Here is a 22,966-nt window from a genome sequence, read left to right as displayed (position 1 = left end):
CAGATAGTCGTTCTTAGTGTTGCCGAGCTGCTCCTTGATCGTAAGCGCAATTTTCCCCGCACGTTGACGCCGGCGATTTCGACGGACCGTCTTGGTGTCGGGAACGGCATCTGGTCAGGCAGTAGCAGTCCGTGTGAAGTTGAAGGGCAACAAATCGTCGATATCAGCATCGCCCGCGCGTTGAGGCAGTTCGGTAAGGACGTAGCGCAACCACGTTAACGGCTCGACGCCGCAGGCACGGCAGGTCAGCATAAGGCTGTAGATGACGGCGCTGGCCTTGGCTCCATCGGCGGTATCGCTGAACAGCCAACTCTTTCTGCCGGTCGCAAAAACTCTGATGTCGCGCTCCAGGATGTTGTTGTCGATCGGCATCCTGCCGTCTTCGGTGTAGCGCGTCAGATAATCCCACTGGTTCAGGGTGTAGGATACAGCATCGCCGAGCTTGCTGTCCGGCAAGACCTTTGGGGCGATTTCGTCGAGCCATGTCTTGAGAGCGGTCAGGATGGGAACGCTGTGTTGCTGGCGAAAGCGGCGAATGCTGTCGGCCCGCGTCTCGCCGTCCTCCGGTTTTTTGTCCCGCGCCTGCCTTTCAACCCGATAGAGCTGTTCGAAGAACCGGAGAGCCTGCTCTGGCGGTCCGCCGGGTTTGTTTCTCGTCTTGAGAGCATTGACAAAACGTCGTCTTGAATGGGCCATACATCCAAGGTGGTTCGCGCCCTCCAGCGTGCCGCCAGGCGGAATAGCCGTCGCTCATCAAGATGCCGCGGTAATCGCCGAGGAAGGTCTGCGGGTGTATCTGGCCGCGGCCCGGTTGATAATCGAGCAGCACGATCGGCTCGTCACTGTCCTCGCCACTCCGATAGGCCCACATATACGATGTATCGGTGGCCTCTCTATTCTTTTCCTTCAGGACCTGAACCGTCGTCTCGTCGCCATGGATGAGAGGTTGCGATCTGAGCCGCAGTTTTAAGGCGTCATAGATGCGGGAGAGATGTTTTTCGCTCGAGCCGATCACCCAGTGACCCAGAGCGCCACGGCTGACAGGAACCCCGGCGCGCTCGAATGTCTGCGCCAGACGGTAGAGCGGCGTGCCATCGACATATTTGTGAACGAGCGCGACGGCCAGCGTCGAGGCCGTGGCTCCCGGCAAGGGTTGTGCGGGCATCAGAGCCGCGACGCGCTCGGAAACGTCGAGGATGATCGTCTTGTGCTCAGCGCGCAGCTCGGCAAGCGTCAACGCCACCTGATCGGCAAGCCGAGCTGATCGCGCATCGCATTGATGCGCTTCTGTGTTTCCTCGATTCGTGTGGAGAGCTTCGACATGGGATCCCCCATCGGTGGGGATTGCGTCTGGCGAGCTTGCCGGGGATTGCCTGGACGCGGATGCGGCTGGTCTTGTCGGGCGAGCTTGCCGAACAGCTGCGCCTGCGCTTCGGCAGGGAGCGCGCCATAGGAACGCGCGATCTGGAGTGCGTTGGGATTGGCGGGGATGGCGACGAGCGAGCACTCGGCGAGTTCCTGCTGCAAATAGCGGAACGGCCCCCAGTCGGGAGCCGCCTTGTCGTCGAGCGGCTCGGATTTCAACGCCCGGAAGCCGACCGAAACGGCCTTGAGGATCTTCTGCTCGACCAGCCGCCGCACTTCGTCGACCATTCGGGAGGTGCCGGGCGCGGCAAGCTTCAGCCGCCCGAGCAGGCGCTTGGTCTTCCTGTCGACGCGGACGTTTTCCCATGTGCGATGACGGCGTTGGCGTTGTGGTTGAACAGCGCCACCGGATTGCGGTCGGCGGCGAAATTGGAGAGATCCCAGCCGTCGGCAACGATCACCTAGCCGTAGCGGTCGACGGTCTCGTCCGAGAGCACCCATTCGGAGGGGGCGGCTTCGGATTGTTTGGCGGCGCGGTAGATGAGATCGCTGGCCATCGGCTGGCAAGTCCCGTTTTAGACTTGGCCAGCCCATTTACGCCCTAACGGCGTAACATGTCCGTTACAGCGGCGTTGCGCCGAGCTGCGAGCGATTTGAGGCGGGTGACGGTTTCATAGGAGGGGCGGGAGGTTTCGCCATTGGCGATCCGCCACACCGTCATGCGCGAGAGGCCCGCTTCGCGGGCGATCTCGGAAGGTGTCATGCCTTGGCTTTCCAGCCCCTCAATGATGGCGGCAAACTCTTGAGGGTTCATAAGCCCCGATTGTAGCAGCAAAATCGTGTCAAGCGAAAACCGTGCTAGATTCTCGGGCGCGGAGCGACAACGGAGGAACGATGCTTTCCGCGCTCGTCTATCTGCTGATCGTGGTGGCGGTCGCCGCGCTGAGCTATTGGGCCGTCGACACCATGGGCACGTATGTCTTTGTTTATTGGCCGGACGACCAGAAAGATTTAAAAACATGATCGTCATCTCGGGTTTCGTCAAAAAATCGCGGTGACAGTAACGCCGTCGATGCCTTTCGGAGCTTCGGCGGCGTTACTCTGCGGCGCCGGAACCGATCAACCGCGTCATCAAGGTGGTGGCGGTCGTGGTGGCGGTGATCCTCATCATCATGGTGGTGCTGCAGCTGTTCGGGCTGGCAACGCCTCTCCAGCCGCCGCCGCTGACATAGAAAGGGCGGCTCTATCGCCGCCCCGGCCTGCGTGATACTTTTTTGAGGCACCGGCGGCCCTCTCTCCACTATCCCGTCGGCGTTAATCCTCCTCTGGTTGGCCCGTTTGTTCGGCGGGCCGTTTTTTTATCGGCGCGGCCAGCGCTCGTCGACGCCACGGCATGGTTCCAGCGCGGGATCGTCCGGCGACACGCCATTTGCCTCGGCCATCTCGCGATAACTCTTGTAGAGCGGCACGTCCGAGCGGACGGTGCGCGGATCGTAGCGCCCCGCGATGATGGCCAGCCGGACGCCGAGATTGTGCTCAGCACCGCGCAAAAGAAAACCGGCACAGGTGGCCGGTTTTTCCTTTCCAGACATTTGGCAGGCGAAAGAGTTCGGTGCCATGTCGTAAGCGGTGGATGCCGAGTGCCGGAACGCCTCGGCGGGGAAGACGCCGGTCCGGCGATCCTCGCGCCATGGACACTCTTCGCACGGCTCGTGGCGGTGCAGCAGCTTCTCCTCGGCGCTGGAGGAGAGCGATACCACTTGGTGCTCGCCGTCGCCGCAATCGAACGCGCTGGTCTGCTTCACCTTGCGCATGGCGGCACCGCCCTGATGGTCATTTCCGTCGACGTGAAGGTAAATTTCATCATTATTCCTCGGTTGGGATTGGGGGGCTGGTATTTCGCCTCGCCAGAAAAGCCGAGCGCCCGCGACCAGTGATAGGCGGCGGAGTTGGCTTCCTCGTCGATTGCGAAGCGCTGGAGGACGGTATTGCCGGTCATCGATCGGAACCGTTCGAGCTGCTCGATGCGCTCGGCAATCGGCAACGGCTTTCGCCGCCGCCAGAGCGGCACGGTGACGAGCCAGTTCTTCATGGCTTGCCAGCCGCGATGGAGTTTGCGTGTTTTTCGGCTTGTTCAACTTTGGCGAAGGCGCTGCCGGTGTCGCCGACCAGAAAAAGCTGGCCGAAGCGGCTGCTATCGACGATGCGGATAGAGTGGCCGTTGACCACCTTGACGGTCATCTCGTCGAAACGGTCGGCGAGGCGGGCATTGTATTCTTCGACGCCGACGGCTTCGATAAGCGCGAGGCGCGCGGCGGGATCGTTCCAGTTCATTGTTATGCGTTCTCCGTGAGGATTTCGAAGCCGCGCGAGCGGTAATGGCGGCGAAGAAGGAAGGCTGCGAAACGGCGACACGATGACGACGTTCACCACTGCCAGCATGAGCAGCGCCAGAGGCGCAAAGCCGTTCGTCAAGGCGAGCAGGGTTGCGAAGATCACTCCAAAAAGCCACAGCGCCAAGAAGGTCGGCCATGCGCCTTTCAGCAGAAAGTAGAAGGGACCGAGCAGCGCCGAGCCAAGAAACGCGGTAAAGCCGTTCACTTTTCGGCGGTGACCACTTTGACGAAGGTTGCCATCTATTTTTTCTCGACTAGAAGGCTGCGTGTCACCTGTAGGTTCCCTCGTGCAGCTTGCGGGCGAGTACGCCCATGTCGATGTAGCTGCCGGTGCCGCCGCCGCGATTTCGCGCTCAATGATCTTGCCATCGGCCGGCCACATGCCCTCATGCGGGTGAAGAGTTCGTCCATCTCTTCCGGCAGGTATTGCGGGACGTATTCCTGCGGGTGCGGGCCGTCGATCTCGCGGTAAAGCAAGTAAGTGGTTGTGCTCATTTCTGGTTGTCTTCCTTATACGGCGGCTTGTGCCTGCCGGGTAAGGTTGATATATACAATCCCAGAGTGAGTTACAACGATTGTATATACGATTAAGCATGAAAAGAGCTGAGTACCGAAGCATCGCCGAACGCATCATCCTGCCGCTACCGAAGGGAATGCGCGATGCCATCGACGCCGCCTGCCTGGACGGCGAGGTGCGGGTCGCCTTCATCCGCACCGCCATCAAAAACGAGCTGGACCGACGGCGACGGGAGAAGGACGCCACCTGACCTGCAAGGAACGGGAGGAACGCAAATGAGGGCGGGAACAACCACCGGCCTCGACATCTACGTCATCTGCCACAATCCCTCTGATTTTCCGGGCAAATACACCTGCGCTGCCAGACCGTGCTGCACGGCGGCGACGGCGGCACCGAATCCTCGTCAGAGGTGCTGGTCGCGGATCGCCTCGAGCCGATCCGGGCCGAAATGCAGAAACAGGGCCTGTACCGATTGCCGCGCTTCCCCAATGACGACCCGGCGGTCGTCGAATGCTGGCTTTGAAGGGGCATCGCCAAGTATGGTGGAACTCGTTACGCGACAGAGCTACACCATATCGCTGGCCTCGGATTTGAGGAAGTGGGACGCCTTCCCGGTGCATTCCTGCATCCCGCAAAGGGCTATGTAGACGCGTTGGTCATGTACCGAACCGCTCTGACTCGATCTATCTGAGCAAGCCATGTGCGTGCTATATTTCCCCTCCCGAAGCGCACGGCCGAGGCAGGGGGAGCGAAATGACACGACGAGTCGCCGTTCTGTTGTTCGACAACGTAGAAGTGATGGACTTCGCAGGGCCTTTCGAAGTGTTCGGAGTAACGGGGCAACGGGAAGGCAAGCGCCTCTTCGACGTCAACACCGTCGCCCGGGAAAGCAAGCCTGTCCTGGCCCGGAACAACCTCAGCATCAATCCGGACTATAGCTTCCGCGACTGCCCCACTACGGACATCCTTGTGGTTCCAGGAGGCTTCGGAACGCGCCGGGAGAAGCACAATCCCTCAGTTCTGGATTTCGTTCGCCAGCATGCTGGCCAGGCTGAGCGGGTTTTGTCGGTATGTTCTGGTGCGCTGCTGCTTGCCAAGGCCAACTTGTTGGACGGATTGCGTGCGACCACGCATCGTGGAGCCCTTGCGGAACTCCAGGTGGATGCTCCGACCGCGAATGTTCTTCCGGATGTGAGGGTTGTAGACAATGGAAAGTTTGTCCTCTCGGCTGGCATTTCCGCTGGGATCGACGCTGCACTCTACCTCGTCGCCGAACTGCATGGGCTTGAACAGACAACTGAGACAGCAACGTACATGGAGTATGACTGGCGATATCATCCGAATGCGGCCAACTCGGCCATTCGCATGGTGGAGACATCTTCGGAGACGCCGCCACACTTTCAATGAAATCTCCCGGCCTGTATGTCATGCATGTATGAGTTCAGGTGGAATGATTCAGCATTCCTCAGGTGGCTTAAGGTGCCGAAATTGCAGCAGCAACAGGAGGTCGTAGGTGATCTTCAACGTGGCGCAGATGAGGAGCGGAGCTTCGCGTGCCACTTGCGGACATCGGCAATATGTGCCTCCCAGTTCCGGGGCCGGTAAATCCGACAGGGTTTAGGATGCATGCCGTGGGCGGTCAGTGGAAATTGTTGAGGTTGATGGTTGTGCTGAATTCGCCGTTCAGCAGTCGCTTTAGGTGAAAGCCAGCGAGGGCATCCTCCGGATTGCGACCAACCAGTGCAGCAAATGACGCTACGGCACGAGGATCGCCGGTCTCCAGCTCTTCGAAGGCAGCCATGTATGCCTGCATTGTGCCGCTGGCATAGCTTTCGGCCTCAAGCGGCTCGAAAGCGCGGATCGGCTCCGCCCTGCCTCTGAGCAGGAGGTCGCCAACAGGGCGACCGCAGAACCCCGGCATGTTCGCTGCGAGGCTGCCACTCACGCAAATACGCGTGCCAAGCGACTTGTTAGCCGCTTCCAGGCGCGCGGCAACGTTGATGGTGTCGCCGTAGGCGCTGTAGTCGAAGAACTTTCCTCCGCCGAAGTTGCCGACCACGGCCGTGCCGGCATGCGCACCAATCCGGGTGTGGCCAAGGGCTATTCCCTTTCTGCACCAGTGTTCACGGAAAGACCGTGCGAAGGCGTCAAGTGCGAATGAACAGGCGACCGCGCGGCTGGCATGGTCCGGCTGATCGACCGGTGCGCCGAAAAGCACGTGGAGTGCGTCGCCAATGATCTTGGCGACCGTGCCGCCATGGGCGAATACGATGTCCGTCATGCCGACGATGTAATCATTGAGGAGTTGGCCGAGCACGTTGGGCTCGATCGTTTCGACCAGCGTGGTGAACCCCGTCAGATCGGTAAAGAGCGACGCAACATCCCGGCGTTTTCCGCCAAGATCGAGGGCGTCGGCGCTGCTGGCCAGGCGTTCGGCGAGATTTGGCGAAAAGTAACGGGAAAGCGATGCGCGCGCCTGCTCGGCCGCCGACTGCTTGCGCTGCGCCTCACGCAACGTCTCCACGTGATGGATCGTCTTGACGATCGTCGCCTCCAGGTCGGGAAAATCGATCGGTTTCGTTACAAAATCATAGGCGCCCCGGTTCATCGCGATCCGGATGTTGGCCATGTCGCTGTAGGCGGAGACGATTATCGTGGACAGATCCTCGTCCCTCTGCTGAAGCCTCGCCAGCAGCGACAGGCCATCCATACGCGGCATGTTGATGTCGCTCAGCACGATATCCACGTCGTGGTTGGCAGCAAGCACGGCCAAGGCGTCAACTCCGTCGTGGGCGAACAGGAAACGCAGTGCTCCCTCGCGGATCTGCTTCCGGAATTTCTGGAGAAGAAGCATCTCCAGGTCCGGCTCGTCGTCCACAACGAGTATGCTTGTGCTCATGCGGCGCGCCCAACTCGACTGTCGATTTCTTCTCGCAAGGCGGTGAAGTCGATCGGCTTGGTCAGCAGCGCTTCCGCGCCACTTTCCATGGCTCTTCGCTTCGTGTCCGAATCGCCATAGGCAGTGATCATGATCACCGGCACGTCAGGCCGTATGCTCCTCGCTTTCGGCAACAGTTCGAGCCCGCTCATCCCTGGCATGTTGACGTCGGACAGGATGAGAATGAGCGTGACGTCGCCTGCATCGGCGATCCGCTCGAGTGCGGATGCCGCCGATCGCGCGAACTCCATGACAAAGCGGCCGGCGCGCAGGTCATGGCGGAACTGTTGTTTGAAAAGCAACTCGACGTCGGGCTCGTCATCGACGACCAGGATGAGGAGGCTCATGCTCTGCCCTCCGGCGTCGTCCTCACCGGGGTCATCCGCGGCAGTCGAATGCGAAACTCGGTGTAATGACCAGGTTCTGTGTCCACCTCGATGGAACCGGCATGCTGCTTGACGATGATGTCGTGGCTGAGCGACAGGCCAAGGCCCGTCCCCTCGCCAGCAGGCTTGGTTGTGAAGAATGGATTGAACATCTTCTCTCTCACCTCTGGCGGGATTCCGACACCATTATCACGGATGATGATCTCGACGCTGTCTCCCAGGTCTCTGGTCACCGCCGCGAGCGTCGGCTCGTAACTGTCACCGGGCTCGGATGCCTTGCGCTTGCTCGTCGCATAGAAGCCGTTCGAGATGAGGTTGAGAAGCACGCGTGTGATCTCCTGCGGATATAGGTCGACTTCCCCGGCCACCGGATCGAGTGATTTCTCCAGCGTGATCGTGAATCCTTGCTTCTCTGCTCGAGCCCCGTGATAGGCGAGATTGAGGCTCTCCTCGACGATGGCGTTGATATGGGTCGGCCTGCGCTCGCCCGCTCCCTGACGCGAATGCATGAGCATGTTCTTGACGATTGAATCGGCGCGTTTGCCATGCTGGACGATCTTTTCGAGATTGCCCTTTATCGTCTGGGCGAGCATGTCGATCTCGGAGCGTGGTGCACCGTCGGCTACGGCGCCGTCGAGCGCCTGCTGAAGCTCTTCGAGCAACTCGACCGACAGCGCCGAGAAATTGTTCACGAAATTCAACGGGTTCTTGATCTCGTGCGCAATTCCGGCGGTCAGTTGTCCGAGCGAGGCGAGCTTTTCCGTCTGGATCAATCGGTCCTGTGTGGCCTTGAGTGCTTCGAGGGAGCGGGACAGTTCATCGGTTCTCGCCTGCACTTCCTGGAAAAGACGCACATTTTCGATGGCAATCACGGCCTGATCAGCGAAGGTCGATGCCAACTCGATCTGCTTGTCAGTGAAGGGTCGCACGGTGGAGCGGGTCAATGCGAGCACCCCGATCGGGCTTCCTTCACGCAGGAGTGGCACGCCAAGCACGGTACGAAACCCCCCAAGTCTTTGCGCTTCCGGCATGGCGTACTCGGCATCATCGAGGACGTCGGCGACCTGAACCGGCCGCACTTCAAGCAGCGTTCGCCCCACAATAGTGCCGCGCCCCGGCTCCAGCGGGAGAGCCCGAAGATACTGGCCGAATTCCTGCGACAGTCCGTAACTGGCGACTGGATAGTGCGCGTCTCCCATCGGCCGGGTCATCGTAGCCATGTCCGCCTCGCAAAGACGGGCAGCGGACGCTACGAGGGTATCCAGGACCGATTGCAGGTCGAATGCGGAACGGCTGATAACCTTGAGCACGTCAGCCGTCGCGGTTTGCTGCTCCAGCGCCTCCGCCAGTTCGGCGGTCCGCGACTTCACCTCGTCGAACAGCCGCACGTTCTCGATCGCTATGACCGCCTGATCGGCAAAGGTCTGCAGAAGGTCGATCTGCTTTTCGGCAAATGGCTTGACTTCAGTCCGGCGTATGACGAGGCCACCGATAGCTTCCTGCTGCCGCAGCAAAGGAGCTGCCAAGATCGTGCGATGCCCCAACCGCACGGCCATGCTCTGGCCGGCCGGGTATTCGTCGGCAGCGGCCGTCAGGTCAGGCACATGGATCGGTCTTCTGTCCACGACGGCCCGTCCGGTAACCCAGTCCCGTGACACTGGCCAGCCGACGAAATCGATCGGTATTGGTCCGTGATGCGCCCTCAGGTAGAGCATGTCTCCATTCTTTAGGAAAATGGCCGCGTCATAGGCCTCGCAAAGCCGCACGGCAGATTCGACAAGCGTATCGAGCACCGCCTGGAGGTCGAATGCTGACCGACTGATGACCTTGAGGACATCCGCTGTCGCGGTCTGCTGCTGCAGCGCCTCTTTCAGGTCGTGATTCCGTTCCTCCAGATCGGTGAACAGCCGAACATTCTCGATTGCTATCCCGGCCTGGTCGGCGAAGGTCTTGAGGAGTTCGACCTGGCGATCGGGAAACAATCCTGGTTCGGTTCGCGCCACGACAATGGTTCCGATCGGAACACCGCCGCGCATGATAGGTGCGGCCAGCAGGCTTCGGTGGCTCGAGGCTTGAGCCCTGATGGCGGGGTGCATCACGTATTCCGGATCGGCGAGCCGGTCCGGTATCTGTTCCACCGATCGGCTGAGGATCGAACGCCCGGCCGCAGTGCCTCGACCCGGTGGGGCTGGAAGCACCGCGCTCTCGGGTTCCAGCCGGTGATGCGCCACGAAATGCAACAGTTCGCCATCATAGCGAAACACGTGGCAGAATTGCGCGCCGCAAAGCCGGGCGGCACGCTGCGCGATAATGTCGAACACGGGCTGCGCATCGGTCGGTGAGGTCGAGATGACGCGAAGTATTTCGCTGGTCGCCGTCTGCTGTTCGAGCGCCTCGGTGAGGTCTCGGTTGTGCGCTTTCGCCTCGTCGAACAGCCGGACATTCTCGATGGCTATCACCGCCTGATCGGCGAATATTCGTAGGAGTTCGACCTGCCGCTCTGGAAAGAAGCCGACCTCGCGTCGAGTGACGGCGATCGATCCGATCGGACATCCGTTCCACAAGAGCGGTACGCCAATGGCGCTGCGGTAGCACACGATCTTCGCGAGCGGGCGCATCTTATAATCAGGGTCGGTAAACACGTCGGGGATCTGCTCGATGGTACCACTGATAAAGGCTCGGCCCGTGACATTGCCTCTATTTGGCTGCTGCGGAAACTTGGCGCGTACGGCTTCTATGCCCTCGCGCGAAATGCCATGATAAGCAACCGGATGTAGCAGCTCTCCGTCGAACCGAAATACGAAACAGAATTCTGCCGCGCAGAGCCTTGCTGCGCTCTCCGCTATCGCGTCGAACACCGGCTGCACGTCGTCCGGTGAGGTAGAGATTACACGCAGGATTTCGCTCGTGGCCGCCTGCCTTTCGAGCGCCTCGCCAATCTCTCGGTTGCGGGCTTGCGCCTCCTCGAAAAGGCGCACGTTCTCGATGGCGATCACGGCCTGATCGGCGAAGGTTCGCAGGAGCTCAATCTGCCGTTCTGGAAAGTATCCGACCTCACGTCGACTGACGCCGATCGCTCCGATCGCCCGCCCGGTCAACATCAACGGCACGCCGATCGAGCTGCGATAGGACACGAGTTTCGCCAGCGGCAGCAACTGGTATTCAGGATCGGCAAATACGTCAGGAATCTGCTCTATGGCACCGCTGAGAACGGCTCGCCCCGTTACGTAGCCCCTGTAGGGTTTCCGCGGGAAACTGGCGTGGGCCGCTTCAATGCCTTCGCGCGATATGCCGTGATAGGCGACGGAATGCAGGAGCTCACCGTCGAACCGAAACACAAAGCAAAATTCTGCCGCGCACAGCCTCGCTGCGCTTTTCGCGATCGCATCGAAGACGGGCTGCGCGGAGCTGGTCGAGATCGGAATGACCCGCAGTATTTCGCTCGTCGCCGTCTGCTGCTCGAGGGTCTCGTCAAGCTCTCGCTTCAGCAGTTCGACCTGTTGTCTGAGACTGGCGCTTGATTCATCCGCCTCGTGCCCCTCCACGGCAGAATCCCCCCTGCGATCAGCTTGCGTCGAGTGCTACCGTCCACCACCGGGTGGGCCCCACGTCCAATCCGATGGCCGGAACGGCTAGAATACTCCATCTGATCAGTTGTGACGAGGTGATCTCGCTGCGATGCGCAGTTGAACCTGGAAGAGGTAATGGCTGCCGCAACAATCCCGTTCGGGCGGGCGAACGAACAACGGGTCGAAACAAGCCAGCGCCGAGTTCAATTTTGTGATTAGTACGAATGAGCGCGCTGTGCGTTTATGGAGATCTGAAAAGTGTGAAGCCGCTTTCCGCCGTGGTCACGCCCTGTTTAATTGTAAGGCGAGTTGCACGCACGGCGCGGACCGTCGAAAGGCTGGAAGGTGTTGTCGCTGGAGCGATACGATCTATAGCGGTCGTGGCACCACCGTGCATGCGCATTTCCGCCGGATAACACCGTTTGCCGCCGACGTGAGCGCAGTTCGTTGATTGTACCGAGCGACGGCCCAAGAGTTACACCTGCATCTATGTTGACGTCGGGTCCAGGTGCGAAACGGGGACCAGAGTTCAAGTAGCGGTTCAGCAAGAACTGCTGATATTGCCGCTCGACAAAAAGATCGTGCCGGTAGGTGCCGCAATCACCGATGCACGTCTGGGTCTGGGCCTGAGACGCGCTCGTAGCCGCAGCCAGAACCGTCAAGACGATGGTGGTCGCAATCCTCATCGACTTCACTTTTCTTCTTTCAACGAAGGAATGACCAATACTCACTATACCACTACGCCAGGCAAGCGTGGCGCCAATTTCATTGTGAGCGCAGATTGACTGGTGAGCCAGAAATCCTCTTCGCCCGAGACGAACGCGACAGGGCTATGATTGCTAGCCTCTTCACCGCTGAGTACGGCTGTTGTGCCAAGGCGTAAGCGGCGATCATGCTTATTGATCGCCTGCCCGCTTGCTATTTCTTCCCAATGCCCCGCTTGATAGTGGCGATCGAGCTGTAGAAAGGATTAATGCTATGGCTAAACGCACCCTCCGTGTGCGTGCTTCGCAACGGGCGCTGGCAAGAATGACACCCCGCGCTGCTAAGTTGGCGCTCGCTAAGGCACGCGCCACAGGCCGCACTTATCCAACATCAGGTCAGCGCCGCCGCGCTAAGCGCCGCACCCGTTCGTCTTGATGGAAGTTAGGCCACAAGTCGTCAGGCGCGACGCAACTAATTGAGAACCGGCATCAATGATTCGCCATTCGGATTCGTTGAGGCTGTGTCGCGTGTTCTGGGCTCTTTTTTGAAGCTTGAATCACTAAGGAACACCGAAGTTCAATGTCCGCTTCACCTCAAGATACTTGAAGGCGGATGACAGCTCTGAGCCCTATCCAGTCATTTCCGGCCACGCTTCGGAACGACCGCTGTGCGCCCCCGTTTCGGTCATTCCCCAGGATCGGATCGAGCTCCTGAAAGCCGACGGTCTGCTCGGGAGTGATCGCGTCCCGAAGGCGCCTGAAGCTGTCATGAGCAAGCGCGCACGGGTTGTTCGACCCAAAGCTGGCATTCACCGATAGGGCCCTTTGGTGCTGGCCCCGTTGCGGATACCCTGACCACAACACACTTGGCCTTCAATGAGGCGATCACGAGGTTGGGTCCTCGGTCCTCGTAATCTAGCACATAGGAGAGCGGAAGCAGGTTGCGGCAGGTAACAAGAGGAAGACGAGCCTCTATCCGACCTGCTCCGTCAGGCACCACCTTGCGTTCGCGCTTGGAAATCCGCACATCCAGTCCGCGGAGCTGGAGGCGGGCAGTTGTTGCAGCTTGCCCCATGGCGCAATCAACCCGATGCTGCGTCCGGGCCCGGAGCGCCTCCTGGATTATCTGTCTGGCAACGCGGGCTGAGCCGCCGCAATCGCCTCCTGATAGGCGATGGTGCGGTTGTCGATGAAGATGTCCATGCAGAACGCCATGGCGGCAAAGGCCATCAGCGGCAGGGCAAGTCCGATGGACCAGTCGCGGCGGGCAGTGAAGAGCAGGATGAAAGCCGCGACCATCAGCGTGCCGTAGAAGGCGTAGTAGCCGTAGGAGCCCCGCAGGATGCTGTTGATCCGCTCGGCCTCCGATTGCAGCATCAGGGATGGATGGGCTGCATAGGAAGAGAGGGTTTCCGGCAGGTGGTTGCCTGCGTGGATTGCAAAGCCGACTCCGGCCACGACGCCGATCAGCCCAACAATGCCCAGCCCGGATCCGCTCCAGAGAGTGAAGGTGTCGCGAGGGCCGCGCAGGAGCAGCAGAGTGGCGAAGCTCAGCAGCACCAGCCCAATGGGCAGTAAGCCATACAGGCCCTCGTTGCGCATGCCGGTAAAATAGGTCTGAATTGCCGTTTCAAAAGGCATATTTCTGTCCTTTCAATGTGCGCCGGGATCACTACAGCGAGGCCGGGCTGAGAAAAAAGGGTCGGCCCCGTTGCCAAAGCCCGAGGATGCGCCCGTAATGAGGATGGTCTTGGCTATGGGATGTTTCGGTGTGCGGTTGGAGAGAACATCGCACTGACATTTCCCCCTTGCACTCTCACCTCGCGCCAAAGCACTATCAGAATGTGCCAATCCGCCATCAGGCTCTGGCGCGTCTCTATCCCTATGTGCAGGTAAAAGGGAACGATGAACCCAAGACAGGAGACGACCATGTCAAGCCGTCTTTATCCCGTGGCCAAATCCATCACTCAGGTCGCCAAGCTGCTGAAAATCTCCACCGAGCAGGCGGTGCGCCGGGCCGGGCTGCCGCGTGATATTCTTCGCAACGAGGGCAAGGGCCTGACGCCCGCCCAGGTGTTCGCCCTGTGGAGCGCCATCGAGGTCGAGGCCGATCGGCCCGACCTGCCGCTCTATCTGAGCAAGCTCTTTGCCCACGCCCCGTTCACGCCGGCCATGTTCTCTTTCTCCTGTTCGCCGGACGTACGCATCGGCTTTCAGCGCCTGTCGGTGTTCAAACCGCTGATGGGACCGATGAAGCTGGACGTATCCGAGGATGATAGATGCCTGCATATCGCGATCGGTTCGGTGGACCCGGCCGTTCCGGCGCCGCCGCAACTGGTCTGGTTCGAGGCGCTCTACCTGCTGGAATCTGCCCGCTGTTACACCGCGGAGTTTATCCGGCCAGTGCAGGTCCAACTGCCCGAGTTGACCAATCTGGGCGAGGACGTGTTGGAGTTCCTGGGCTGTGAACCGGACCTTGGCGGCGGAGCGCGCCTCTCCTTGCGCAAGGAAGATGCCGATCTGCCGCTGATCACTGAAAACGAGGAATCCTGGCCCGAGTTCGAGAAGAAGTTGCGCCGCGACATGGAGGCACATGAAACCGAGACCCCCATCGTGCTGCGCGCGAAGCGGGTTCTGCATGACATGCTGCCGTCGGGCGAGGCCAATATCGAGGCGATGTGCAGGCGGCTGGCCATGTCGAAACGCACCCTGCAACGGCAGTTGAAGGAGGAAGGTGAAACCTTCCAGACAGTGCTGGCATCGACCCGCGCGGAACTGGCGATGCATTATCTGGGCGAAGACGGGCTGAACGTCGAGGAAATCTCCTATCTCCTGGCCTACCGCGAGCCGAACTCTTTCTATCGCGCCTTCCAGGGCTGGACCGGCATGACGCCGGCCGAGGCGCGGGGAATGGTGGCGCACTGAGAAGGTCAGCCAAGACCGGGGAAACGGGTGACCATCGGGCTGCCGGTTCCGCGTTTGTGCCGGGAGATAGCGGTTTGGCACGTTCTGATAGTTTGTTGGCACGAAGCGATTTTGTAAAAACGCGTGCCATGCGCCAGATTGATCTCCAAGGAACAACGGGCACGACGCCCGCAATGATTGGAGAAGATCATGGCAAGCGCACAGAAAACCGCTCTCGTCACCGGCGCATCTTCGGGCATGGGCAAGGTCATCGCAAAGCAGTTAATCAAGGACGGACTGACGGTCATCGTCGCCGCTCGCCGGGTGGAACAGATGGACGATCTGAAGGCGCTCGGTGCGCATCCCGTCGTGCTGGATGTCGCTGACGAGGCCAGCCGAAAATCCGCGGTGGCCACAATCACTGAGAAATTCGGCGGTGTCGACGTGCTGGTCAACAATGCAGGCTTCGGGCTTTACGGGTCGGTCGAAGACGTGCCTCTGGACGAGGCTCGCTATCAGTTCGACGTGAACCTGTTCGGTGCCGCCGCGCTGATTAAGGATCTGGTGCCCTATATGCGCAAGAAGCGCGCTGGCAAGATCATCAACATCACCTCGATGGGTGGCAAAATCTACACCCCGCTGGGTGCCTGGTATCACGCTTCGAAACATGCGCTGGAAGGCCTGTCGGACTGCCTTCGCCTGGAACTGCAACAGTTCGGCATCGACGTCGTGGTCGTTGAGCCCGGCATCATTCAGACCGCGTTCGCCAACGTGCTCGAAGGCCCGATGATGAAGTTCTCGGGCAATACCGCCTATGGCCCCATGGCGAGAAACGTCGCCAAGGCCACCGCCGGCAGCTACAAGGACGGCGGCGGCTCGTCCCCGCAGGTCATCGCAGACGTGGTTTCCGAGGCCGTGAAGGCCCGCAAGCCCAAGACCCGCTATGCCGCCGGCAAGTTTGCCAAAATGATGATCAACACCCGCAAGTGGCTGGGCGATCGTGTGTTCGACCGCATGGTCCTGCGGACCGTCCGCTGATTGGCGCGACGCGATAGAGCCTTGATGCGAGATTAGCGCGACTCGCGCTGGGCTTTTCTCCCCATCCTTGCGGGACGGGGAGAGTGATTCCACCTCGCGCCCTATATCCTGATGTCCGCTTTGGGAGCCAGCAGCGGTCATCTAACCTTCGTCCGCAATGCGCCCACATTTCCGCCATTCAGACCACCGTTGCAGCTTCCCGAAAGCTGACGGTCTGCTAAGCCGGCACTAAGGCCTCGAATGGGGTGGTAGCGGTTACGCCGCCTGTCACAGGTCCTGGAACACCGCCCAAGGCGTTGATGTCAATGCGGGCATCCAAAATATCAAGTACTCCTTCGCGGCCTCGTCTAGGCTATCCGCCCGCGTGGTCGCTGCCACCGTGCGCGGCGATGAACATGGCGACGGCCGACCGGCAATAGGATTCGATCTCGTTATCGTCCTCTGCTCTCGCCTCATCGAAGCGTGCGACAATCAGGAGATCGGAGCCTTTGAAAAGTGCGGCAAACAAGCGGGCGGACCGGAGAGGATCGGGCACGTTCAAAGCCGCCTTCGCGTCCAACTGACGCAACAGGGCCTCGATTTGGGCGGTGATCTGGGCGGGGCCGGCTTCGTAATAGACCTTGCTCAACGACTTTTGGTTCGGCGTGTCGGCCATGACCATGGCTTCGACGTTGCGGACGTCCGGGCGCAACAGCGTGCGAAGCAGCGATGATCCCACCGCCATGAGCTGATCTTCGGCCGAGCCGTCGACGCCTTCAAAAAGGGCCTGTGGTATTAACTGTTGGCAGCGGGCCGCAAAGGCCGCTCCAAACAGCGCCTCTTTGTTCTCGAAGTGCCTGTAGATGCTAAGCTTGGATATCTTCGCTCGCTGGGCGACCTTGTCCAATGTCGTCGCTTGAAAGCCCAACTCCGCAAAGAGTTCGCCCGCGGCGTCGACTATGGTTTGGCCGAGCGCCTCATTGGCGGGCCGGCCTCTCCTGCCTCGACTATTTTCGCTCACGATAATTACAGTCCTTGACAGTATCGTAATTCGTGAATTACGATACTACGCAGTCTCGGAAATTCCAAGGGGTGATTTTATCGTGTCCTCCAGATCAGGTTTGCCTTGGCCGCAAGGCGATATCCAATGCGCATCGCTGGACGATATTGCGCGCCAGGCACAGCCTAAGTCCCTCCATCCGCAATACGGAGCCCATCACCATGGATGACGTCATCATCGTCGGCGGCAGCTTTGCCGGTCTCGCCGCCGCCCTGCAGCTCGGCCGTGCCCGTCGGAAGGTCACCGTTCTCGATACAGGCCTGCCGCGCAACCGCTTCGCCGGCCACTCGCATGGCCTGCTCGGCCACGATCACAAGCCACCGCCGGATATCCTGGCCGAGGCGCGGCGGCAATTGGCGCGTTATCCTGCGATCAATTTGGTCAATGCCCGGGCCGACAGCGTTTCCGGCGCTCTCGACGATTTCTCTGTCGTCACTGGCGGTGGCGAACGCCTTGCGGCGCGCCGCCTGATCCTGAGCTATGGCATCACCGACCAGATGCCCGATGTGCCGGGCTTTGCCGAAAGCTGGGGCACGTCCATCGTGCCCTGTCCCTATTGCGATGGCTTTGAAGTCGCAGGCCAACATTGGGGCCTCGTCTGGTCCGGCCCGCAGTCACACAACCAGGTCAGGCTGTTCCACGATTGGACCGACAGGTTGACGGTCTTCGCCGATGGTCACGACATTCCGCCCGATACCCGGGCCGATCTGGAGCGTCGCAACACACCCATCGTCGACGGCCGGATTACTGAAATCACCCGTCATGGGGGCCATAACCCCACCCTCAAGCTCAATGTCGGCCCCGATGTCGCCGTCGACATCCTGTTCGCGCATCCGCGCAACAAGCCGTCCGCAAGCCTGCATGAATCACTGGGTCTCGCCACGGTCGATACGCCCCTCGGCATCGTCCTCAAGGTCGACGAGCGCCGCGAAACCAGCATGCCCGGCATCTACGCCGCCGGCGACCTCGCCAACCCCCTCATGGCTTCGGTCACCACGGCATCATGGCAAGGCGCGATGGCGGGTATCTTCGCCCAGCAGTCGATGCTGGTTTGAGAGCACAAATTGGAGATGAGCATGGCCGTCGAACCGGACAGCGCGGGTGTGCGCTTCCCTCCGCCCTTCGTCTATCTGGGAGCGCTGCTGTTGGGGTTGGCGGCGGAGCGGTTCGTCACCCTGCGCTCTTTCGGCATCGACTGGCGGTTGCTGGTCGCGACGGGCGCGCTGCTGTTCGTTGCCGGCGCGGCGATGATGCTTTTGGCGGCGGGGCTGTTCCGACGGCTGGGCACCAACATTCCGCCGTCGCAGCCAATGACCCTCATTGCAACGACCGGTCCTTATCGGTGGACCCGCAATCCCATGTATCTCGGCATGGCGCTTATCTATGCCTCTATGCCGGGCTTGCGATCGGCTTCGACGGGCCGATCGCCTTCGCCTTGCTCCCGTTGGTGCTGATCGCGATCCAGACGCAGGTGATTGCCCGCGAGGAGCGCTATCTCGAAGCGAAGTTCGGCGACGACTACCGCCGCTACAAGGCCGAGGTTCGCCGCTGGCTCTGACTATTTGGTCACCGCTTGCCGCCACAAATGAGCCGTCGACGCACCGCACGCCGATGTCTGCTTTCGAGAAGCGGTAACCAAGAGCGGACGGACCGCCACCGGCCCCAGTCCGGAAATGATTTCCGCTTCGCGCCCCCACTTCGGTCATAGAGGCCGGCACGCGCCTGCCTGAAAGCAGACATCGTCTTGCAAGCAGCATCACGTCGCCTGTGCGGACTTTCAAGACGTTCGAACTGGCGGCTGGTAGGGCCGAGTTCGGCCCGTTGCGGACATCCCGCCGACTGACGAAAACGACGGCCATGCAGGAATTGCCGACCTTGAGACGTGGAGGTGACGGCGACCCGCCGCTATGGTTGGGATGGTACTGATGACCTCGGCTCCGTCCAGCCGGCCTTGCGGAGGCCAGCGACGAGGCGGTCGACGATCGTGTCGATGGCCTGGTGGCGGCGATAGGCGGCGGCGGGGTCGCGCGCAAGGAGCGGGGACCGCGCCGCCATCTCGGCGAGCGCCTGTCGCGCCGCGTACTGGTTGCCGAGCGCGCCATGGGCTATCGCCAGGAAGGACCAGCTCAAGCCGGAACCATCGATCCGCGCGCGTTCGGCGGCGGCGAGGGCCTCCCGATAATGGCCCTGCAGGTAATGGTGGACGACGATGAGGTGAAAATACCAGCCTGGCGGACTGACGGTCCGATCGATGGCGCGCTGAAGCAAGGGGATGCCTTCGTCCCATTTGCCGCGGGCCGCGAGCCGCCAGCCGAGTTGCGCAAGCGTGTCCGGGTCGTTCGGATTGAGCTTCAGCGCCTTCCGCTGGATGCGTTCGGCTTCGTCATGGCGCCCGGCGTAGTAGTTGATCGAAGACAGGGCCTGGAGCGCAAGCGCGCTTGTCGGATCGAGCGCCACGGCATGTTCGGCGGCCCGGAACGCCTGCTCGAATTCCGCTTCCCATCGCCCTTCAGGCGCCCAGTCGAACCGCGCGGCATCGAGGTGAAGCCACCCCAGCATCGCCCAGGCGGCGGCATATTGCGGGTCGCGGCGTACCGACTCTTCGAGACACTTCAGGGCCGGTGCGTAGAGTTCGGCACTGAATGTCCGCCGATATGCATAAGCGCGCAGGATGCAGTCGTAGCTGGGCATGCTCGGGGCGTCGCCTTCGAGCAGATGGCTGGCCGCGTCATTGTTGACGATACCATAGGGCTGACCGAGCATTGCCGCAATGCGGGTCGACAGATCGTGCTGCACGCTGAGCAGCGCGTTCGGCGTCATCGAGAGGTCATAGGTTTCGCTCCAGAGCAATTGACCGCTCCGCGTCTCGATGAGCTGAACGCCGACCCGTACGATCCTGGCGTCCGAACGCAGGTTGCCTTTGACCACATAGGAGGCCGCAAGCCTCTGCCCCAGGGCCACCGGATCGGCATTTGCGTCCTGCCGGAAGCTGGCTGGCAGTGAAAAAAGCCTGAAGCCGCCGAAGCGCATCAGATCGGTGATGAGTTCCTGCGTCAATCCGGCAGCGAGGAAGCGATCGTCCTCGCCGGAACTGAGCGCTTCGAACGGCAGAACGATGACCGCCGGCCCGCGCGCGAGGGCGTCCGTGTACTTGTCGCGCAGGAGCCAGAACCAGGCGGCGCCGGCGATCCCGACCACGAGGATGGCGACGAGCGCTGCAGCCACGAACGCGCTATGCTGGATGGCGGGGCGGTGGGGATGATCGCCTGCTCCGTTATCGACCGTCCGCTCTGTTGACAACTCGGCGGCTGCTGCGTGAGCGACTTCCGGAACGGCCTCGGCGTTGGCCAAACCGCCACGCTCGGGCTGGCCTTCCAACGGTGAGGCCAGCGATCGGGCTTCGCCCTGCCATGCGAAATGCGTGACATAGCCGCCTTTGGGGATGGAAATCCGCAGGCGGTCGTGGCTGCCGGCACCGGCATAGTAGCCGTCGAGATCGCGCCGCAGGCGTCGCGCCTCGAGCCGAACCACCGGATCGAACTGTGGATCGAATTTGTCGTCACGCCCAAAAACGGCGAGCGCGATCGCATAGCCCTTCAGGCGATCGGCGCGGCCGGCAAATGTCTCTTCGACGAGATAACGAAGCAGCGCCCGCCGGCGTGGGCTCGCCTGAAACGTCGGATCCGCCAGGATGCGTTCCATCTGCTCGTGGCCCTCGGCCGCAGTTGGATGAACGAATGCGCTGCCCACCTGATCATCGGATGGTTCTCGTGTCGGCGCCATCGCTCGCCCCCTCGTCGAACAACGTGTGCCTTGCAACTTTAGCGGAAATCGTCAATCGCGGGAAGTCGCGCGGAGAATGAAAAGCACCGTCACCGATGTGACGAACAGAACCTCATGATCGGCAGCAAAGTCTCCGCGAATGAGCACTCAACGGAAAGATTTCGCCCCTCAGTGCAAAGCGCTCTTCCGCTGAAAATCCGGCCGTCCGGAAGGGAGAGCGAACATGTTCGTACCTTGATCCGGCGTTGATTGCGCGTAACCAAATGCTGCGGTTTGGTCGAAGTTCATCGCAGGACAAGCCCATGCCAGGAGTCGCTTTTCTCGTCAGCCGGTTCCCGCAACACGAACTGTTGATCCACCGGCTGCATGCGCGAAACGCCGACTTCATGGCGATTTGCGAAGACTACAGCGAAGCCCTGAGTGCGCTCAGACGCTGGGAGGAGACCCCTGGTGGAGAAACGAAGGTCGCCGAGTATCGAAGTTTCCTGAAAGAACTCGAAGCAGAAGTCGCGCTGTTTCTGGATCGCCAAGGACATCTCCCTGGCTAAGAGCCGAGAGGCCGCGCGGAAAGTGATATGTCGCGCGGCAATCTCACCTGATTGGCATGCCCAGACCGTTTGAAGCAGTCAAGAGGAACCAGATCATGAACAGAATTGGAAACACTTTGTTCGGTCTAATAGCTTGCGCTTTCGGCGCCACGGCGGCAATTCCGCCAGCGGCGGCGCAGGAGCGACCACCTAACATCGTCGCCATCATGGGCGACGACATCGGCATCTGGAATATCGGTGCCTACCACCGCGGCATGATGGCGGGCCGCACGCCCAACCTCGACAAGCTCGCGGCCGAGGGCATGCTGTTTACCGATTACTACGCCGAGGCGAGCTGTACCGCTGGACGCGCGGCCTTCGTCACAGGCGAGCTTCCGATCCGCACGGGCATGACCACGGTCGGCCAGGCGGGTGCAAAGATCGGCATGCCGGCTGACGCCATCACAATCGCGACGGCGCTCAAGTCGATGGGCTACGCCACTGGCCAGTTCGGAAAGAACCACCTGGGCGACCTCAACGAATTCCTTCCCACCGTCCACGGCTTCGACGAGTTCTTCGGCTACCTCTACCACCTCGATGCGATGGAAGATCCTGCACACCCTGGGTACCCTCAGGAACTGCTGAATGTCGTCGGCCCACGCAACATGGTTCATAGCTGGGCGAGCGATACGGACGATCCGACCGTTGACCCGCGCTGGGGCAAGGTCGGCAAGCAGAAGATCGAAGATGCCGGCACGCTCTATCCCGAGCGGATGGAAACCGTGGACGACGAGATCCGGGACCTGGCCTTCAAGTTCATGGACAAGGCCAAAGCCGACGACAAGCCGTTCTTCGTCTGGCTCAACCCGACACGCATGCACATCGTCACGCACCTTTCCCCGAAGTACGAGGCGCTGCGCAACTCAAAGAACGGCTGGTCACTCCAGGAAGCCGGGATGGCGCAGCTCGACGACGTCGTCGGCGCCACCATGCAGAAGCTCAAGGACATGGGCGTGGACGACAACACCATTGTCCTCTTCACCACGGACAACGGCACGGAGACGTTCACCTGGCCGGATGGCGGCACGACGCCGTTCAAGGGGCAGAAGGGAACGATCTATGAAGGCGGCTTCCGCGCGCCCGCCATGATTCGCTGGCCCGGCAAAGTTCCCGCCGGCAAGGTGGAGAACGGCATCGTCTCCGGGCTCGACTGGCTCCCGACCTTCATCGCCGCCGCGGGCAATCCGAACATCAAGGCCGAACTGCTGAAGGGAAAGCAAGTCAACGACCGCACCTACAAGAACTATCTCGACGGCTACAACCAGATGGATCTGATAACCGGCAAAGGACCTTCGGCGCGCCGCGAGATATTCTATTTCGGTGAAAGCACTCTTGGCGCGGTGCGCCTTGACGACTTCAAGTATCGCTTCATCGAGCAGCTCGACGGCTGGATCGGCGGTAAGGCGCATGTCGATGCGCCGACCCTGATCAACCTGCGCCTCGACCCCTTCGAGCGCATGACCTGGCCGGAAAACGGGACGCTTGATGGGGCGCAGGAATACTTCGACTGGTTCCAGTACGAGTTCTGGCGTTTCGTGTTCGTCCAGCAGGAAGTGGCAAAACTCGCTAGTACTGCGATCGAGTACCCGCCGATGCAGAAGGGCGCAAGCTTCAACCTCGAAGCAGTCAAGGCGCAGATTGAAGAGGCCGTCAAGCGGCGCGCGGGGCAGTAACCCGACTCTCGATCGGCGGGTGGTGCGCAGGCGCCACCCGCGGATCGGCCAAGTCTATCGACAGGGG

The 22,966-nt window shown here is 60.8% G+C and carries 22 protein-coding genes and 2 pseudogenes; 11 read left to right on the top strand and 13 right to left on the bottom strand.

The genetic code is table 11. From position 1 onward, the window contains the following. Nucleotides 1–114: 114 nt before the first annotated feature. The 3 genes and pseudogenes from tnpC to QA637_RS21470 form a co-directional block, all read right to left on the bottom strand. Nucleotides 115–1,177: pseudogene (tnpC, locus tag QA637_RS21480) on the bottom strand (IS66 family transposase); the annotation flags it as partial. 56 nt (nucleotides 1,178–1,233) lie between these two features. Beyond that, nucleotides 1,234–1,653, bottom strand: a complete 420-nt coding sequence (locus QA637_RS21475) for an HK97 family phage prohead protease (protein WP_283066784.1) — start codon at nucleotides 1,651–1,653, stop codon at nucleotides 1,234–1,236. A gap of 313 nt (nucleotides 1,654–1,966) precedes the next feature. Next, on the bottom strand, nucleotides 1,967–2,179 hold the full coding sequence (locus tag QA637_RS21470; protein ID WP_346283779.1) for a helix-turn-helix domain-containing protein: 213 nt from the start codon (nucleotides 2,177–2,179) through the stop codon (nucleotides 1,967–1,969). 80 nt (nucleotides 2,180–2,259) lie between these two features. Here QA637_RS21470 and QA637_RS21465 point away from each other — a divergent pair, with 80 nt between their 5' ends. Then, on the top strand, nucleotides 2,260–2,388 hold the full coding sequence (locus QA637_RS21465; protein ID WP_283066780.1) for a hypothetical protein: 129 nt from the start codon (nucleotides 2,260–2,262) through the stop codon (nucleotides 2,386–2,388). Nucleotides 2,389–2,723: 335 nt separating this feature from the next. Here the strand turns inward: QA637_RS21465 and QA637_RS21460 are convergent, their stop codons facing one another. The 3 genes from QA637_RS21460 to QA637_RS21450 are packed head-to-tail and all read right to left on the bottom strand — an operon-like array spanning nucleotide 2,724 to nucleotide 4,143. Beyond that, nucleotides 2,724–3,179, bottom strand: a complete 456-nt coding sequence (locus QA637_RS21460; RefSeq protein WP_283066778.1) for a DUF6283 family protein — start codon at nucleotides 3,177–3,179, stop codon at nucleotides 2,724–2,726. Next, on the bottom strand, nucleotides 3,167–3,457 hold the full coding sequence (locus QA637_RS21455) for a hypothetical protein (protein WP_283066776.1): 291 nt from the start codon (nucleotides 3,455–3,457) through the stop codon (nucleotides 3,167–3,169). Before QA637_RS21455 ends, QA637_RS21460 begins: the two co-directional genes overlap by 13 nt. After that, nucleotides 3,454–4,143: a hypothetical protein gene (locus tag QA637_RS21450; protein WP_283066774.1), complete on the bottom strand. Its 690-nt coding sequence runs from the start codon at nucleotides 4,141–4,143 to the stop codon at nucleotides 3,454–3,456. Before QA637_RS21450 ends, QA637_RS21455 begins: the two co-directional genes overlap by 4 nt. A gap of 211 nt (nucleotides 4,144–4,354) precedes the next feature. Between QA637_RS21450 and QA637_RS21445 the strand changes: the two genes are divergently transcribed. The 3 genes from QA637_RS21445 to QA637_RS21435 all read left to right on the top strand — a co-directional run bounded on the left by QA637_RS21445 (nucleotide 4,355) and on the right by QA637_RS21435 (nucleotide 5,685). Beyond that, nucleotides 4,355–4,528: a YlcI/YnfO family protein gene (locus QA637_RS21445; RefSeq protein WP_283066772.1), complete on the top strand. Its 174-nt coding sequence runs from the start codon at nucleotides 4,355–4,357 to the stop codon at nucleotides 4,526–4,528. Between the two features lie 117 nt (nucleotides 4,529–4,645). Then, nucleotides 4,646–4,801 carry a hypothetical protein gene (locus tag QA637_RS21440; protein ID WP_283066771.1) on the top strand — a complete coding sequence of 52 codons (156 nt, stop codon included), beginning with the start codon at nucleotides 4,646–4,648 and terminating at the stop codon, nucleotides 4,799–4,801. Nucleotides 4,802–5,031: 230 nt separating this feature from the next. Continuing rightward, nucleotides 5,032–5,685: a DJ-1/PfpI family protein gene (locus QA637_RS21435; RefSeq protein WP_283066769.1), complete on the top strand. Its 654-nt coding sequence runs from the start codon at nucleotides 5,032–5,034 to the stop codon at nucleotides 5,683–5,685. A gap of 232 nt (nucleotides 5,686–5,917) precedes the next feature. Here the strand turns inward: QA637_RS21435 and QA637_RS21430 are convergent, their stop codons facing one another. The 4 genes from QA637_RS21430 to QA637_RS30900 all read right to left on the bottom strand — a co-directional run bounded on the left by QA637_RS21430 (nucleotide 5,918) and on the right by QA637_RS30900 (nucleotide 11,590). Beyond that, nucleotides 5,918–7,177: an adenylate/guanylate cyclase domain-containing protein gene (locus QA637_RS21430; protein ID WP_283066767.1), complete on the bottom strand. Its 1,260-nt coding sequence runs from the start codon at nucleotides 7,175–7,177 to the stop codon at nucleotides 5,918–5,920. Then, on the bottom strand, nucleotides 7,174–7,563 hold the full coding sequence (locus tag QA637_RS21425; RefSeq protein WP_283066765.1) for a response regulator: 390 nt from the start codon (nucleotides 7,561–7,563) through the stop codon (nucleotides 7,174–7,176). The genes QA637_RS21430 and QA637_RS21425 overlap by 4 nt, the downstream gene beginning before the upstream one ends. Continuing rightward, a complete protein-coding gene (locus tag QA637_RS21420; RefSeq protein WP_283066764.1) occupies nucleotides 7,560–11,147 on the bottom strand; it encodes a GAF domain-containing protein in 3,588 nt (1,195 codons plus the stop codon). The genes QA637_RS21425 and QA637_RS21420 overlap by 4 nt, the downstream gene beginning before the upstream one ends. A 317-nt stretch (nucleotides 11,148–11,464) precedes the next feature. After that, complete coding sequence (locus tag QA637_RS30900; RefSeq protein WP_346283785.1) at nucleotides 11,465–11,590, bottom strand: BA14K family protein; 126 nt, start codon at nucleotides 11,588–11,590, stop codon at nucleotides 11,465–11,467. Nucleotides 11,591–11,731: 141 nt separating this feature from the next. Between QA637_RS30900 and QA637_RS21410 the strand changes: the two genes are divergently transcribed. Next, on the top strand, nucleotides 11,732–11,956 hold the full coding sequence (locus QA637_RS21410; protein WP_283067399.1) for a hypothetical protein: 225 nt from the start codon (nucleotides 11,732–11,734) through the stop codon (nucleotides 11,954–11,956). Between the two features lie 1,041 nt (nucleotides 11,957–12,997). Here QA637_RS21410 and QA637_RS21405 read toward each other — a convergent pair. Then, entirely contained in the window at nucleotides 12,998–13,516 is a 519-nt protein-coding gene (locus QA637_RS21405; protein WP_283066762.1) for a hypothetical protein, read from the bottom strand. A 288-nt stretch (nucleotides 13,517–13,804) separates the two neighbouring features. On the opposite strand from QA637_RS21405, the gene QA637_RS21400 reads away from it, so the two are divergent. Both QA637_RS21400 and QA637_RS21395 read left to right on the top strand, forming a co-directional pair. Next, nucleotides 13,805–14,800, top strand: coding sequence for an AraC family transcriptional regulator (locus QA637_RS21400; protein ID WP_283066760.1), 996 nt, complete (start codon nucleotides 13,805–13,807; stop codon nucleotides 14,798–14,800). A gap of 186 nt (nucleotides 14,801–14,986) precedes the next feature. Continuing rightward, entirely contained in the window at nucleotides 14,987–15,817 is an 831-nt protein-coding gene (locus tag QA637_RS21395) for an oxidoreductase (RefSeq protein ID WP_428843165.1), read from the top strand. Between the two features lie 352 nt (nucleotides 15,818–16,169). Here the strand turns inward: QA637_RS21395 and QA637_RS21390 are convergent, their stop codons facing one another. Next, nucleotides 16,170–16,817, bottom strand: a complete 648-nt coding sequence (locus tag QA637_RS21390; RefSeq protein ID WP_283066757.1) for a TetR/AcrR family transcriptional regulator — start codon at nucleotides 16,815–16,817, stop codon at nucleotides 16,170–16,172. 200 nt (nucleotides 16,818–17,017) lie between these two features. Here QA637_RS21390 and QA637_RS21385 point away from each other — a divergent pair, with 200 nt between their 5' ends. Together QA637_RS21385 and QA637_RS21380 are read left to right on the top strand one after the other, a co-directional pair. Further along, nucleotides 17,018–17,911, top strand: coding sequence for an NAD(P)/FAD-dependent oxidoreductase (locus QA637_RS21385; protein WP_136509800.1), 894 nt, complete (start codon nucleotides 17,018–17,020; stop codon nucleotides 17,909–17,911). Between the two features lie 21 nt (nucleotides 17,912–17,932). Then, nucleotides 17,933–18,414 (top strand): annotated as a pseudogene (locus tag QA637_RS21380) (methyltransferase family protein). 347 nt (nucleotides 18,415–18,761) lie between these two features. Here QA637_RS21380 and QA637_RS21375 read toward each other — a convergent pair. Beyond that, a complete protein-coding gene (locus QA637_RS21375) occupies nucleotides 18,762–20,639 on the bottom strand; it encodes a hypothetical protein (protein WP_283066754.1) in 1,878 nt (625 codons plus the stop codon). A gap of 302 nt (nucleotides 20,640–20,941) precedes the next feature. Here QA637_RS21375 and QA637_RS21370 point away from each other — a divergent pair, with 302 nt between their 5' ends. Then, a complete protein-coding gene (locus QA637_RS21370; RefSeq protein ID WP_283066752.1) occupies nucleotides 20,942–21,187 on the top strand; it encodes a hypothetical protein in 246 nt (81 codons plus the stop codon). Between the two features lie 95 nt (nucleotides 21,188–21,282). Beyond that, the gene (locus tag QA637_RS21365; protein ID WP_283066750.1) at nucleotides 21,283–22,899 is read left to right on the top strand and encodes an arylsulfatase; all 1,617 of its coding nucleotides are present in this window, start codon (nucleotides 21,283–21,285) and stop codon (nucleotides 22,897–22,899) included. The last annotated feature ends 67 nt before the right edge of the window (nucleotides 22,900–22,966 follow it).

It is taken from the genome of Sinorhizobium terangae, from assembly GCF_029714365.1.
Classification (GTDB): Bacteria; Pseudomonadota; Alphaproteobacteria; order Rhizobiales; family Rhizobiaceae; genus Sinorhizobium; species Sinorhizobium terangae.
This window is presented reverse-complemented; position numbering and strand designations above follow the sequence as displayed.

What these genes read in the sequence shown, in the direction of transcription:
- QA637_RS21400 (WP_283066760.1), top strand. Translation starts at nt 13,805, where the DNA reads ATGTCAAGCCGTCTTTATCCCGTGGCCAAATCCATCACTCAGGTCGCC.
- QA637_RS21385 (WP_136509800.1), top strand. Translation starts at nt 17,018, where the DNA reads ATGGATGACGTCATCATCGTCGGCGGCAGCTTTGCCGGTCTCGCCGCC.
- QA637_RS21405 (WP_283066762.1), bottom strand. Translation starts at nt 13,516, where the DNA reads ATGCCTTTTGAAACGGCAATTCAGACCTATTTTACCGGCATGCGCAAC.
- QA637_RS21460 (WP_283066778.1), bottom strand. Translation starts at nt 3,179, where the DNA reads ATGCGCAAGGTGAAGCAGACCAGCGCGTTCGATTGCGGCGACGGCGAG.
- QA637_RS21375 (WP_283066754.1), bottom strand. Translation starts at nt 20,639, where the DNA reads ATGGCGCCGACACGAGAACCATCCGATGATCAGGTGGGCAGCGCATTC.
- QA637_RS21465 (WP_283066780.1), top strand. Translation starts at nt 2,260, where the DNA reads ATGCTTTCCGCGCTCGTCTATCTGCTGATCGTGGTGGCGGTCGCCGCG.
- QA637_RS21455 (WP_283066776.1), bottom strand. Translation starts at nt 3,457, where the DNA reads ATGAAGAACTGGCTCGTCACCGTGCCGCTCTGGCGGCGGCGAAAGCCG.
- QA637_RS21430 (WP_283066767.1), bottom strand. Translation starts at nt 7,177, where the DNA reads ATGAGCACAAGCATACTCGTTGTGGACGACGAGCCGGACCTGGAGATG.
- QA637_RS21435 (WP_283066769.1), top strand. Translation starts at nt 5,032, where the DNA reads ATGACACGACGAGTCGCCGTTCTGTTGTTCGACAACGTAGAAGTGATG.
- QA637_RS21475 (WP_283066784.1), bottom strand. Translation starts at nt 1,653, where the DNA reads ATGGTCGACGAAGTGCGGCGGCTGGTCGAGCAGAAGATCCTCAAGGCC.
- QA637_RS21425 (WP_283066765.1), bottom strand. Translation starts at nt 7,563, where the DNA reads ATGAGCCTCCTCATCCTGGTCGTCGATGACGAGCCCGACGTCGAGTTG.
- QA637_RS21450 (WP_283066774.1), bottom strand. Translation starts at nt 4,143, where the DNA reads ATGTGGCCGGCCGATGGCAAGATCATTGAGCGCGAAATCGCGGCGGCG.
- QA637_RS21470 (WP_346283779.1), bottom strand. Translation starts at nt 2,179, where the DNA reads ATGAACCCTCAAGAGTTTGCCGCCATCATTGAGGGGCTGGAAAGCCAA.
- QA637_RS21365 (WP_283066750.1), top strand. Translation starts at nt 21,283, where the DNA reads ATGAACAGAATTGGAAACACTTTGTTCGGTCTAATAGCTTGCGCTTTC.
- QA637_RS21445 (WP_283066772.1), top strand. Translation starts at nt 4,355, where the DNA reads ATGAAAAGAGCTGAGTACCGAAGCATCGCCGAACGCATCATCCTGCCG.
- QA637_RS21370 (WP_283066752.1), top strand. Translation starts at nt 20,942, where the DNA reads ATGCCAGGAGTCGCTTTTCTCGTCAGCCGGTTCCCGCAACACGAACTG.